General features: G+C 37.6%; 11 protein-coding genes. 3 read left to right on the top strand and 8 right to left on the bottom strand.

Features of this window, described 5'->3' with window-relative positions; translation table 11 throughout:
* Positions 1–5 precede the first annotated feature (5 nt).
* Together L6471_RS06580 and L6471_RS06575 are read right to left on the bottom strand one after the other, a co-directional pair.
* Positions 6–767, bottom strand: coding sequence for a porin family protein (locus L6471_RS06580; protein ID WP_027454108.1), 762 nt, complete (start codon positions 765–767; stop codon positions 6–8).
* A gap of 1 nt (position 768) precedes the next feature.
* The gene (locus L6471_RS06575; RefSeq protein WP_317221439.1) at positions 769–2,040 is read right to left on the bottom strand and encodes a LysM peptidoglycan-binding domain-containing protein; all 1,272 of its coding nucleotides are present in this window, start codon (positions 2,038–2,040) and stop codon (positions 769–771) included.
* Positions 2,041–2,200: 160 nt separating this feature from the next.
* Between L6471_RS06575 and L6471_RS06570 the strand changes: the two genes are divergently transcribed.
* The 3 genes from L6471_RS06570 to L6471_RS06560 are packed head-to-tail and all read left to right on the top strand — an operon-like array spanning position 2,201 to position 6,922.
* Positions 2,201–2,896: a T9SS type B sorting domain-containing protein gene (locus L6471_RS06570; protein ID WP_074548509.1), complete on the top strand. Its 696-nt coding sequence runs from the start codon at positions 2,201–2,203 to the stop codon at positions 2,894–2,896.
* A 25-nt stretch (positions 2,897–2,921) separates the two neighbouring features.
* Positions 2,922–5,756, top strand: a complete 2,835-nt coding sequence (gene uvrA / locus L6471_RS06565) for an excinuclease ABC subunit UvrA (RefSeq protein ID WP_237797589.1) — start codon at positions 2,922–2,924, stop codon at positions 5,754–5,756.
* Positions 5,753–6,922 carry a penicillin-binding transpeptidase domain-containing protein gene (locus L6471_RS06560; RefSeq protein ID WP_237797588.1) on the top strand — a complete coding sequence of 390 codons (1,170 nt, stop codon included), beginning with the start codon at positions 5,753–5,755 and terminating at the stop codon, positions 6,920–6,922. The genes uvrA and L6471_RS06560 overlap by 4 nt, the downstream gene beginning before the upstream one ends.
* A 92-nt stretch (positions 6,923–7,014) precedes the next feature.
* On the opposite strand, the gene L6471_RS06555 is transcribed toward L6471_RS06560, so the two are convergent.
* The 6 genes from L6471_RS06555 to L6471_RS06530 are packed head-to-tail and all read right to left on the bottom strand — an operon-like array spanning position 7,015 to position 13,458.
* A complete protein-coding gene (locus L6471_RS06555) occupies positions 7,015–8,484 on the bottom strand; it encodes an NADH-quinone oxidoreductase subunit N (RefSeq protein WP_027454110.1) in 1,470 nt (489 codons plus the stop codon).
* Between the two features lie 25 nt (positions 8,485–8,509).
* A complete protein-coding gene (locus tag L6471_RS06550; RefSeq protein ID WP_074614026.1) occupies positions 8,510–10,015 on the bottom strand; it encodes a complex I subunit 4 family protein in 1,506 nt (501 codons plus the stop codon).
* A gap of 19 nt (positions 10,016–10,034) precedes the next feature.
* The gene (locus tag L6471_RS06545; RefSeq protein WP_237797587.1) at positions 10,035–12,026 is read right to left on the bottom strand and encodes an NADH-quinone oxidoreductase subunit 5 family protein; all 1,992 of its coding nucleotides are present in this window, start codon (positions 12,024–12,026) and stop codon (positions 10,035–10,037) included.
* 8 nt (positions 12,027–12,034) lie between these two features.
* Positions 12,035–12,343, bottom strand: a complete 309-nt coding sequence (gene nuoK, locus L6471_RS06540) for an NADH-quinone oxidoreductase subunit NuoK (RefSeq protein ID WP_006282427.1) — start codon at positions 12,341–12,343, stop codon at positions 12,035–12,037.
* On the bottom strand, positions 12,340–12,861 hold the full coding sequence (locus L6471_RS06535) for an NADH-quinone oxidoreductase subunit J family protein (RefSeq protein WP_006282428.1): 522 nt from the start codon (positions 12,859–12,861) through the stop codon (positions 12,340–12,342). The genes nuoK and L6471_RS06535 overlap by 4 nt, the downstream gene beginning before the upstream one ends.
* A gap of 15 nt (positions 12,862–12,876) precedes the next feature.
* A complete protein-coding gene (locus L6471_RS06530) occupies positions 12,877–13,458 on the bottom strand; it encodes a 4Fe-4S dicluster domain-containing protein (RefSeq protein WP_006282429.1) in 582 nt (193 codons plus the stop codon).
* Positions 13,459–13,475 lie beyond the last annotated feature (17 nt).

The raw sequence follows: 13,475 nt of genomic DNA, 5'->3' as shown, positions 1-13,475 counted from the left end.
CTTTATTATTTTATATTATTATTTTTTGTTTTTACTATATCAAACAAGTATGTTAACTTAAACACAATCTGCCCATAACGGCTAGCACTAAAATAATCACGCTTGCTAGATCCATAAATATTTCCTAGACCATAATAATAACGTGCTTCTGCTAGAAAATGCCCCACTTTGGGATGACTATACTCTATACCACCACCTAATGCGATTCCATAATCAAACTTATTTTCAATAGCCATAGAATCCTGAGCAATCACCTGATTTGAACGTGTAGGAGTAGTATTAAGAGCATTTTCATAAGTAAAATTAGTCTTTGTTGATTCTGAAAGGTAAAAACCAAACTGTGGTCCTAGATTAACAAAGAAATTAACTCCATTCCTTTCTCGTCCCCATGCTAAATGTGCAAAAATAGGTATCTGAATATAATTAATTGTACGGCTATATTCTTCTGCCAAACCTGTAACATTATTAATAACAAGTTGATTATTTGCATCAAGAATATCTTCCTTCCATCCCACAGAAGCATAATTGACTTCAGCATAAATAGAACAGATACTCTTAAAATACTTTTCACAAATATAACGAAAAGAAAGTCCTCCACTTACACCACCATGAAAAGCCTGAGATACTTCCGGTTGGAAAGTAATATTACTCAGTACATATCCTCCATTGACACCTATCGCAAAATCATTACGATGATCACCAACCTGAGCACGAAGCAATGTGCAACAAGTACTCAAGAAAACAAGAATAATTAAAAACTTTTTCATCTTAATAAACTATCGTTTCGATTTTGCTATCTGTATAATGAATTAATTGAAAATTTTGATTTATCATCCCCCCTCCAGGGATTCTTCCAAAATGCAAAGGCGTCTGAATAGGCTGATAAGTACTCTGAGCAGGAGAGCCGATAAAATTCTGACCAAACTTACGATATCCCCTCAAGAAATATTCTGCATGATCAAATCCTGTTATTGCAAAACGTGGAATATATTGCTGCATCATATCTGTATGAAACCAACTTTTATAAGCTTTATTAAAAGTAATAAAACGTTCTGAAGTTGGATTATAATAGTAAGTAGACGGTATATACACATCATACTTTTTGAAATTCTTTATATCGTATTTCTCATACATCAACCACTCCGTATGACCAAACATAGAGATTTTAAGATTCGGATTAGTCGAAGTCAAAAAATCTAGTTTAGTGAAAACTTCATTCAATTTAGGTGAAGAAGAAGCATTCAAAATTACAATATTAGGGCGAACTCTATCAAAAGCCTTAGCAAAAGATTCTGAAGGAGAATTAATATTTGTAAGACTATATACAATATTGTTTTTATCTAACTGTTTGCGTAATTCCTTTGTAAATTCACCTTTTGCAGTAGAAGGATCATTACAGTCTATCAAGATTGGATGGAAATTTTTAAAGCGATTTACAAATATCTCTGCAGTGGTCTGCAGCACCCGTGCTGAAGGCTGATAGATTTGAAATATCAGAGAATTGGAATTAACTTCTGAAGATTCGATAGAAAAAGGTATAACAAGTTTGATATTATAAGTTTTACAAAAACCAGACAGAGCACTTACCTGTTTGGTATAAAGTGGTCCAAAAATAATATTGCATTCCTTAGCACCGTCTTGTAAAAGAATATTTCTAATATCAGCATCTTGAGGTACATTCCAAGACTTAACATCAACAGAAAGACCTTCCTGCTTAAGTTGATCAACAGCTAAAAGAAAACCGCGATAGTACTCTACCATACGAAGGCCATCCCCATCATTATTATGCAATGGTAACATTATCCCAACTTTAACAACAGAACTCTGAGTTTCTTGTTTTGTCTGTGAAGCCTTCGGCTTTTCTCCTACGTTAGGAATGTACAAAATATCTCCTTTTTTTAACGTATACCCTTCCTTAGCCATTTCAGGATTTGCTTTCACCAAATCTGGAATAGAAATACCAAACTGATTAGCAATACCATAGATGGTATCCTTCTTTTTAACTTTATACACTTCACGCCAATTGGTAGTCTGAGCCATTAAGCCAGAACTAAATATAAGGCAAAGTGCTGATACTATAAATGAAAATAAGTGTTTATTCATCATCTAAATTTTAATTCATATGCAAAAATACAAAAAATCTGTCATCTTCACCTCCACATCTCCTATCTTTTTATTAACTTTGCATAATTAAGAATTTATGAAAGTATATTTTAGACATATTATTATTCTTAGCTTTTTAATGCTAGGATCTGTTATAGCTATCCAAGCTGACACATATCCTACAGTATCACCACAAGCATCTTTTATTGGCGCAGAAGGTGACACTATTGCTAATGGGGGAAGTGGCTCTGGTCCTATTGAAGGCTTATTTTATGCAAATCCATCCAATATCGACGAGTATGATATGCACTATACATGGACTTTCTATATTGGGGATGAAACCATAGTAAGAAACGAAGAAAATACATCATTCACTTTCACTACTTCTGGTACACATACCATAGCATTACAGGCTTGGTATACTAAAGATAATGTAACAGACAGTATTTCTGTAGATCAAACTTTTACAATTACAGTTACAGAAAGCAAATTAGAAATGCCTAATGCCTTTTCGCCAAACGGAGATGGAATAAACGATATTTATCAGGCAAAACAGAATTATAAAAGCATTATAGAATTTCACGCCTACATTTTCAACCGTTGGGGCCAAAAATTATATGAGTGGGACAGTCCTGCCAAAGGACAAGGATGGGACGGTACTTACCGAGGCAAACCTGTGAAAGACGGTGTTTACTATGTTTTAGTCAAAGCAAAAGGCGCTGATGGAACAGTATTTAATATTCGCAAAGATGTAAATATATTGAGAGGTTGGTCCTCTTCGTCTACAGAGTAATACAAATTAGGATTAGTTTAGCATCATGCAAAGAGAAGATGAAAAGATAAATGTTTGGGGTGCAAGGGTTCACAATTTAAAGAACATCGATGTTGTCATTCCTCGCAATTCACTAACAGTAATAACAGGACTTTCCGGTTCAGGAAAATCCTCTCTCGCTTTTGATACCATTTTTGCCGAAGGCCAGAGAAGATACATAGAAACTTTTTCAGCTTATGCTAGAAATTTTCTAGGAAATATGGAACGACCGGACGTGGACAAAATTACAGGGTTAAGTCCGGTAATAAGTATCGAACAGAAAACAACTAACAAAAACCCAAGATCAACAGTCGGAACAACTACAGAAATATACGATTATCTTCGACTATTATATGCTCGTGCTGGTATCGCTTACAGCTACCAAAGTGGCGAAAAAATGGTAAAATACACCGAGGAAAAGGTAATCCAGATGATTCAGACAAATTACGCTAATAAACGTATCTATATTCTTGCTCCTCTAGTACGCCAAAGAAAAGGTCACTATCGTGAACTTTTTGAAAGCATGAGACGTAAAGGGTATTTATATATGCGTGTCGATGGAGAAATACTGGAAGTTACTCGGGGTATGAAGGTTGACCGATATAAGAACCACAATATAGAAGTTGTTATCGACAAACTCGCTGTTCAAGGTAGCGACGACATACGCTTAGCTAATAGTATAAAGACTGCTATGAAGCAAGGAGAAGGCGTGCTTATGATAATGGATAAAGATACTGGTTCTATCAAAAATTTCTCCAAGAGACTCATGGACCCTGCAACAGGATTAGCTTATAGTGACCCTGCCCCTAACATGTTTTCATTTAACTCTCTAGAAGGAGCATGTCACCATTGTAAGGGACTTGGAGTTATCAATGAAATTGATATAAGCAAAGTTATTCCTGATAATAAAAAAAATATTCATGACGGCGCGATTGCCCCTTTAGGCAAATATAAGAATCAGATGATCTTTTGGGAATTGGAAGCAATACTTGGTAACTATGACTGTACACTTAAAACACCTGTCAAGGATATACCTACTGAAGCTATCGATGAAATACTACATGGAAGCCTGAAGAAAATCAAAATATCAAAAGATAAAGTACATACCAATAGTGATTACTTTATAGAATTCAATGGCATCATCAAGTATTTACAGGATGTTATTGATAATGATGAAAGCTCCACTGGACAGAAATGGGCAGATCAATTTATGGCCGAAGTAGAATGCCCTGAATGCCATGGCATGCGACTCAAAAAGGAATCTTTATCATATAAAATTTGGGATAAAAATATCTCAGAAGTTGCCAATATGGACATTCTTGAGTTGAAAGACTGGCTAGAACATGTGGAAGAACACTTGGATGAACAACAAAAAAAGATTGCACACGAAATTCTCAAAGAAATTAAAACTAGAATAAATTTCTTATTGGATGTCGGTTTAGACTATCTGTCACTTAATCGACAGTCAGCAACTCTTTCCGGAGGAGAAAGTCAACGTATCAGATTGGCGACACAAATCGGATCACAGCTTGTCAACGTACTCTATATTCTTGATGAACCTAGTATTGGTCTTCATCAACGTGACAATGAGCGTCTAATAAAATCATTAAAAGAATTGAGAGATTTAGGCAATACTGTTATCGTGGTAGAGCACGATGAAGATATGATGAGAGCTGCTGATTGGATAATCGACATTGGTCCTAAAGCCGGACGTAAAGGGGGTGAAGTAGTTTTCCAGGGAACTCCAGAAGATATGCTCAATACTCATACCATTACTGCTGATTACCTTAACAAAAATAAAAAAATAGAAATTCCATCTATCCGACGTCAAGGCAATGGCAAGGAGATTACCATATATGGTGCACATGGTAACAACCTTAAAAATGTAAATATCAGTTTTCCACTTGGTAAACTTATTGTGGTTACTGGCGTATCAGGGTCTGGAAAATCTACCTTAATCAACGAGACCTTACAACCTATTTTATCTCAGCATTTTTATCGCTCGATAAAGAAGCCAATGGCTTATAAAAAAGTTGAAGGTATCGAAAATATAGACAAGGTTGTAAATGTTGATCAAAGTCCTATTGGCAGAACTCCTCGAAGTAATCCAGCCACATACACAGGTGTATTCAGTGACATCCGTGCTTTATTTGTAGGACTACCTGAGGCTAAAATAAGAGGCTATAAACCAGGTAGATTCTCTTTTAATGTAAAAGGAGGACGTTGCGAAGCTTGTAGTGGTAACGGCTACAAGACGATTGCGATGAATTTTCTACCAGACGTTATGGTTCCATGCGAAGTGTGTCATGGCAAAAGATACAACAGAGAAACTCTTGAAGTACGTTTCAAGGGGAAAAGTATTGCAGATGTACTCGATATGACCATCAACCAAGCTGTAGAGTTTTTTGAAAATGTACCTCAAATATTACCAAAGATTAAGACTCTTCAAGACGTTGGCCTTGGTTACATCAAATTAGGACAAAGTTCTACAACACTCTCTGGAGGAGAAAGCCAGCGTGTAAAATTAGCCACAGAATTGGCTAAAAAAGATACTGGCAAAACTTTATATATTCTTGATGAACCAACAACAGGCTTACATTTTGAAGATATACGCATTTTAATGGATGTGCTTCAAAAATTAGTTGATCGAGGTAATACTGTCATCATTATTGAGCACAACCTTGATGTAATTAAGTTAGCTGATTGGATTATTGATGTTGGTCCAGAAGGGGGCAGAAATGGAGGACATATTCTTGCTACTGGAACACCGGAAGAAATATCTAAAATCGACAATGGATTTACTTCAAAATTTTTAAAACCGATATTAGAAAAAGGATCATGAATTTTAGCAGAATTAAGGTATCTTTAGTTCTATTTTTGGTCTCAATTTCTATTCAAGGCCAAAATTTACCAACTGACGGACCTCTGACAATAAACTTAAAGGTACAGGAACTTGCAGAAAAGCTATTAAAAAATAAACAGGGAAGCATTGTTGCCATAGATCCTACTACAGGTGAAATACTCTGTATGGTGAGCAAAAACAAGGTTCAGGATAACATCAATAGAGCAATTTCTGTAGATTATTCTCCAGGTTCGACTTTTAAAGTTGCACAAGCTGCAACTTTGCTTTCACTTCGAGCGTTGGTGCCAGAACAGGAATACAATTGCAAAAAAGGATTTTGGCAGGAGAAAATACACATTGGATGTCATGACCATAAAGCTCCTCTAAAATTAGTTCAAGCAATAGGACAATCATGTAACTCATATTTCTGCAAAGCCTTTAAAGAGTTTATTGACAACAGAACATTATATCCGAGCAAAATTACTGCAATTAATACTTGGAACAAATATATGCTAAGTATGGGATTAGGCAATCCTCTAGGCATAGATATGGCTGGCGAAATAGGAGGACTTATACCAGATGCAACCTACTTAAATACGACACACAAAGGAAGTTGGAATGGTACTACTATTATGTGGGTAGGGATGGGACAAGGAGAAGTTAATACTACTCCTCTTCAGCTCTGCAACTTGGCTGCTGTCATTGCTAATCGTGGCTTCTTCTATACTCCACATATACATAAGCCAACACCCGAACATCCTCTAGATAGTTCTTATACTACCAAAAGAATTTCGTTACCTGAACCAAGCGCATTTGAAAAAGTTATAGAAGGTATGCGAGCTGCTGTAATCAATGGTACATGTGTTAGCATCAGAAACCCCAATTATAAAGTCTGTGGAAAGACCGGTACAGCTGAAAATAAAGGCCACGACCACTCAGTATTCATGGGATTTGCCCCAATGGATAATCCAAAAATTGCAGTAAGCGTGTATGTCGAAAACGGAGGATGGGGAGCTGATCTTGCTGCTCCACTTGGTGGATTAATTATGGAACAATACATTCTTGGTCAATTAAGTCCTACATCTCAGAAAGTTGCTAAAAAATGGGAAAACAAAGAAATCTACATTACCCCTGTAGAGATACCATTTAACTTTGATGATCTTTAAAAACAAAATAGATACATAAAAAAATCCCGCTAGTTGAATACTAACGGGATTTTTTGTATCAAAGTTTCCCTTTACAGGGAAACCATTTATAATTACAACAATGATGCTGCATTAATCCAATCGTATACACAAGAGCAAATACCAAATCCTATAATGCCGGCCGTACATAGAGCCAAAGCTAATTTTGTACTAGTTGCACTTTGGAAAGTCGGAAGTGGATTTTCGTTAGGTTTGATAAACATAGCCTTAACGATAAGCAGATAGTAATAAAGCGATATTACTGTATTAATCAAAGCAACAAACAGTACACCATATGCCCATGCACCCATAGTAGTATCAAGACTCATACCCTTAACAGCTGCCATAAAGATGAAGAACTTACTAAACATACCTGCAAATGGAGGAATTCCACCAAGTGAGAACAATGCCAAAGTCATCAACACGGCCAATTTTGGATTTGTCTTGTACAAACCATCATAACTATTCATCGTTACGACACCGTTATTATGCTCCTCTACAGAACTAATAACAGAGAATACACTCATATTAGCTACTACATAAATCAAGACATAATAGCTAAGAGCAGATGTACTCATAGCAGTATTACCAACAATAGCCAAAACAATGTAACCAGCCTGAGAAATAGAACTGAAAGCCATAAAGCGCTTCAAATCATTCTGACGGATAGCAAACAAATTAGCTACAGTGATAGAAAGAACAATAACGATAAAAAGCAATGTCTGCCAATATTCTACCATAGGAGCAAATACCTTGGTCAGGATAGCACACAATGTGAATGCTGCAGCACCCTTAGAGATAACAGACAAATAACCTGTTACCGTAGTAGGAGCACCCTGATAAGAATCAGCTGTCCAGAAGTGAAATGGTACCAAAGATATTTTGAAACCAAGACCACTAAAGAAAAACACTAATCCCATAATAGAAAGAGGAGATACTGTTATCTTTGAGGCAACATCCTCAAAATACAAAGTACCTGTCGCAGCATATAAGAATGAAATACCAAAAAGCATAACTCCACTAGAGAATGTGGCGGTAAGTACAAACTTAGCACCTGCCTCTGCTGAATTATGACGATATTTATCAAATGCTACTAAACAAGCCATTGGCACTGATGCCATTTCAAGACCAAGGAAGAACAATAGAAAATGATTTGCACTAACCATCATGTTCATACCCAAAAGAGTTGAAATAACAAGCATATAAAACTCGCCCTCCTTAAAAGAAGTATCAGGACGAGACATCCACTCTTTACTCTGAATCAGCACTATTAAAGTACCAAGAGCTAAAATAGTCTTGATTACACCTACAGATGCATTAGTATAATACATGCTACCGAAGCAAGTTGCTGCATCGACAGGTGCGATATTAATAGCAATATGAGCCAGCATTAAAACGCAAACCAAAGGATTGAACCATGAGCGAGTATTAACCACTCCCTCCTTTTTGGCTGAACAGAAGTCTGCAATGAAAGCGATTACCAAAATAGCCATCAATGTGACTTCTGGTAACATATTTAAAAATTGACTATAATCTAAATTCATTTTTTCAAATACTTAAAGTTTGTCATTACAAAGCTGCTGCAAATGCGGCTGTATTAATATGTTCGATAAGTGGAGCTACTGCATCACTAATAATCTCGTTAGCCCATAGTGGAGCCATACCAAGACCTGCAACACAGAAAATCAAACCAGCTATGGCAAGACGCTCATCCCACGTAGCATCGTGAAGTTTATAAAACTCTGGATTTGGTACCTTCTGGAATAGAATCTTACCGACAACACGGAGAATATAAACAGCTGTAACTACGATTGAAGTACATGCAATGATGGTACAAGCACGATGGAACATGTCTCCATTCTGGAATGCACCAACAAAAATTGTCATCTCTGCTACGAAACCTGAGAAACCTGGAAGACCAAGGTTAGCCAAACCTGCAATCACATAAGATACAGAGAGGAATGGAATAATCTTCATCAAACCACCAAGCTTACGAACATCACGAGTACCTGCACGATGATAAATCATACCAATACAAGCAAAGAACAATGCTGTCATCAAACCATGAGAAAGCATCTGAAGAACAGCACCTGTAATGGCAGTCTGAGTCATCATACACAAAGCAAACAATACCATACCACAGTGTGATACAGAAGAGTATGCATTAATATATTTCAAGTCAGTCTGTACACATGCAGAAAGAGCACCATAAACAACAGAGCATGTTGTAAGAATCAAGAAGATCCAGCCCAACTCATGAGCAGCTGCAGGCAGCAAGTACATAGCAATACGGAAGCAACCATAACCACCAAGCTTCATCAATACACCTGCGTGCAACATAGATACCGCTGTAGGAGCAGAAGCATGACCGTCAGGTGACCATGTATGGAATGGGAATAAAGCACCTAGTACACCAAAACCAATAAAGAGGAATGGGAAGAAAACTTTCTGAATGTGAACAGGAATGTTATTCATTGCTGCAATTTCGGTTACCTCCATTGTAGTAGCACCACTAAAGTAGTAAATACCAAGGATACCGAAAATCAATAAACCAGAACCTCCCATCAACATCAAAGTCAACTTCATTGCAGAATATTCCTTAGGACCTGTACCCCATACACCAATCAATAAGTACATAGGGATCAACGCAACCTCATAGAACATAAACATGGTGAACATATCGGTAGAAATAAAGAAACCGAACACACCAGAACTCAATAAGGTGAACCAAAGGAAATACTCTTTCTTCATTGGTTGTAACTGCCAAGAAGCAAAAGTTCCTGTAAACACGATAATAGCAGACAAAAGAATCATCACTACAGAGATTCCGTCCACACCAACACTGTATGCGATATTCAATGGCTTAAACCAAGGAATGCTATATGTAAAGAGCATTGCATCAGTATTACCAGCATTTCGCATCTGAATAAATGTGACAGTAAGCCAAATAGCAAATACTAGAAGTACGCTGGAACCAGCTACCATCACGCCACGTACCTGATTGTCGCTCTTAGCGAACCACATGCCCAACAGCATCAGGAGTGGGATTACTACGAATAATGTCAATATACTCATTTTTCTGACTATTCAAATATTAAAGAATACAAAGTAATACCAATGTAAGTGCTACAGTACCCGTTATAAACCAAGCAGCATATTGGCGAACATCACCGCTCTGCCATGGACGTATGGTCTCGCCAGCTTCCTGAGCACCCCAAGCCATGAAGTTGAATGTTCCATCAATAACATGGCGATCAAACCACGCAATTGGTTTAGAGAAACATCTGAAGACAACTTTATGGGTAAAGAACTGCCAAGCATTATCGATATAAAAACGATTGAGTGAAGCCTTATGGAGAGTAGGCATCTGACGCTTCAACATATCTGGCACTAGGTTCTCACCACTAGCATACATCCAAGTTGCAAGACCGATACCAATGCAAGCTACTACTATAGAAATCCAAGCTACAGATGGCCAAGTCCAAATAGCAAATGTCTGAATGGCAATATCCTCTGCATGGCCATCAGCTGAAACGAAATGACCAAAAGGTATCAGACCACAGGTACAACCAACAATACAAAGGAATACCAATGGCCCCCACATAGTAGCAGGTACTTCCTGTGGCTTACGACGATGTTCAGGATCCTGCTCATAATAGCTCTTACCCCAGAAGATAACATAGTACAAACGGAACATATAGAATGCTGTCATACCTGAAACCAATGTCATAAACCAACCCAAAGCTGGTGAAAAGTGGAAACAAGCTGCTACAATTTCATCTTTAGAGAAGAAACCTGAGAATGGTGGAATACCAGATATACACAGACATGCCAACAAGAAACACCAGTTTGTGATAGGCATATATTTACGAAGACCACCCATATAATCCTTAAAGTTGCTACCAATTATAACAATAATAGCACCAGAGCAAAGGAATAATAATGCCTTAAACATGGCATGTGTAAACAAGTGGAATAATGCTGCCATATAACCGACAGAACCCTCACCTTCTACAGCAGTACATACACCAAGCGCAACAAGCATATATGCTATCTGCGAAATGGTTGAAAAAGCAAGACCTCGTTTAATATCACGCTGGGTACAAGCAACAGCTGCAGCATAGAATGCTGTAAAAGCTGCAATGTAAGCAATCCAATGCAGCTGCTCAAGAGCACCAAACTCCACATAGATTGGGAAAAGAGAAGCTACCTGATATACACCTGCAACAACCATAGTTGCAGCATGAATCAAAGCTGATACTGGAGTTGGACCCTCCATTGCATCAGGCAACCAAATATGCAATGGGAACATTGCTGACTTACCTGCACCACCTATGAACATTAAGAATAAAGAGGTAGGAATAACCCAAGTTAAAGCTGGATTATTTGCAAGTTCTGCCAAACGACCGCTCAAGCCTGGGGTTACGTTCAAATCATAGTTGAATGTTCCAACATAGAAACTAAAGAACAAAATACCGATCAGGAAGAACAAGTCTGCAAAACGGGTCGTAATGAAGGCCTTCTTAGAAGCATGTACTGCAGCATGCTTTGGATAGTAGAAACCTATCAAAAGATAAGAGCAGACACCCACTAATTCCCAGAACATATACATCTGGAAAATATTAGTAGCAACTACGAGACCAAGCATACTCATGGTAAAGAGAGAGAGAAAAGCGTAAAAACGCTGAAAACCCTTCTCATAACCCTCAACCTCATAGTTCTCGTCACGCTCTGCCATATAGCCAAGTGAGTAAATATGAACCATGAAACTTACTGTAGTAATAACGACAAGCATCATTACACTGATCGGTGTAAGACGGAAACCGATATTAAAGGTAAGCAGTTCGGTAAACTTAAGCCACGTAAAATTGAAAACAGTAACCGTAGGATAGAGTCCATCAGCACCACGACCTATAGCAAAAAAGTATTCATAAGCAGTATATAAAGACATTGCAAACAAAACACCAAGCACGGAGGTACCAATGGTAAAGGCTACCTTTTCTTTCATCTTCATACCGCATAGACCAAGCACTAAGAAGCTCAGGAACGGTAAAAGAAGTATTAAAAATGAATAACTATATTCCATTGTTTTCTTTAGAATTTCATATTTTCAATACTGTTCACCTGATCACTGTGATAGTTGCGGTAAACATTAATAATTATAGCAAGAGCTACAGCTGTTTCAGCAGCACTGACTCCAATAGAGAACAACGTGAAGAAGAGACCTTCAAACTGTCCTGGGAAGAGAATACGATTGAATACTGCAAAGTTCATATCGGCAGAGTTCAACACTAACTCAATAGAGATGAGCATTGCAACAAGGTTACGACGGGTTACGAAACCATATACACCAATAAAGAACAATAATGTACTAAGTACTAAGAAACATTGATATGGAATCATTTCTTATCCTCCTTTCTTGCAATCATAATACCACCGATGATACAAGCCAACAGAAATACAGAGATAAACTCAAAAGGAAGTACGTACTGATACTTCTCACTTCCAAGAAGATGATTGCCGATAACATCCATGCTTACCTCTTTATCAGCCATCTGAGCTGCACAATCGATAAATTTATTTTTCAAAAGAACTACACCTACAGTAGCAATACCTAGAACAGCAACCAAAATGCCATTAATCATACGAGAACCTTTGATTTGCTCTACTAGCCCCTGAAGAGTGCGCTTAGATACCAACTGAATAGCAAAGATATACATCATTGTAATACCTCCAGCATAAATAGATAGCTGAGCTGCACCCAAGAAGGTGTAATCAAGCAGGAAATATATACCTGCGATACCAAAGAGAACGAAGAGCAGGAATGTAGCAGCTCGCATAATTCTCTTGGTCATAACACACATAATAGCTGAGCCGAGAATAACAACAGCCAAAATGCAAAATACAACTAAATTTGCCATTTCTGTTACTTCCTCCTACTTTGTTTTAGTATTAAACTTGCCGATTGTGAGTGGAGCGCCACCATCTATAATGTTTGGCAGACTTCCACCTGTATAAACCTCCTTGTCCAAATGAAGGGCAAGTTTAGAACGGTCGAATACAGAATTCTCAAAATCGTTAGTAAACTCGATTGCATCAAAATTACATGCATTAACACAAAGCTGACAAAACATACAGTCACCCAGGTCATACAGATAATCATCAAGAACCTTCTTCTTTTTACCAGTTTCAGGATCTTCCTGCATATGTGCAGTAATCTTGATAGTTTCATTAGGACATGCCTTTTCACACATAGTACAAGCGGTACATTTGTAGTCACCTACTTTCAAGCCACGCGCTTGAAGTTTTGGATCCTGCAAATCTGCGTCAGTCACACGCTTAAAAACGAGACGACCGCGATGACGCTTGCTCACGTGGAGTGTAGTCAGTCGATTCTCTGGATATTGCTCTGTACTCTTTGGTGTAAAGTACTCCTTAAGAGTAATCTTCAAACCTGTGGCAAGAGTCTTCATACCTGCAGCAATACCCTGAAAATATGATTTATCTTTATTTTCCATTTCTATACCTTATTATA

The organism is Segatella bryantii (genome assembly GCF_022024215.1).
Taxonomy (GTDB): domain Bacteria; phylum Bacteroidota; class Bacteroidia; order Bacteroidales; family Bacteroidaceae; genus Prevotella; species Prevotella bryantii.
This window is presented reverse-complemented; position numbering and strand designations above follow the sequence as displayed.

Bases quoted from the DNA above. Each gene is read 5' to 3' on its own strand.
- L6471_RS06580 (WP_027454108.1), bottom strand. From the start codon at position 767: ATGAAAAAGTTTTTAATTATTCTTGTTTTCTTGAGTACTTGTTGCACA.
- L6471_RS06575 (WP_317221439.1), bottom strand. From the start codon at position 2,040: ATGGCTCAGACTACCAATTGGCGTGAAGTGTATAAAGTTAAAAAGAAG.
- L6471_RS06570 (WP_074548509.1), top strand. From the start codon at position 2,201: ATGAAAGTATATTTTAGACATATTATTATTCTTAGCTTTTTAATGCTA.
- uvrA (WP_237797589.1), top strand. From the start codon at position 2,922: ATGCAAAGAGAAGATGAAAAGATAAATGTTTGGGGTGCAAGGGTTCAC.
- L6471_RS06560 (WP_237797588.1), top strand. From the start codon at position 5,753: ATGAATTTTAGCAGAATTAAGGTATCTTTAGTTCTATTTTTGGTCTCA.
- L6471_RS06555 (WP_027454110.1), bottom strand. From the start codon at position 8,484: ATGAATTTAGATTATAGTCAATTTTTAAATATGTTACCAGAAGTCACA.
- L6471_RS06550 (WP_074614026.1), bottom strand. From the start codon at position 10,015: ATGAGTATATTGACATTATTCGTAGTAATCCCACTCCTGATGCTGTTG.
- L6471_RS06545 (WP_237797587.1), bottom strand. From the start codon at position 12,026: ATGGAATATAGTTATTCATTTTTAATACTTCTTTTACCGTTCCTGAGC.
- nuoK (WP_006282427.1), bottom strand. From the start codon at position 12,343: ATGATTCCATATCAATGTTTCTTAGTACTTAGTACATTATTGTTCTTT.
- L6471_RS06535 (WP_006282428.1), bottom strand. From the start codon at position 12,861: ATGGCAAATTTAGTTGTATTTTGCATTTTGGCTGTTGTTATTCTCGGC.
- L6471_RS06530 (WP_006282429.1), bottom strand. From the start codon at position 13,458: ATGGAAAATAAAGATAAATCATATTTTCAGGGTATTGCTGCAGGTATG.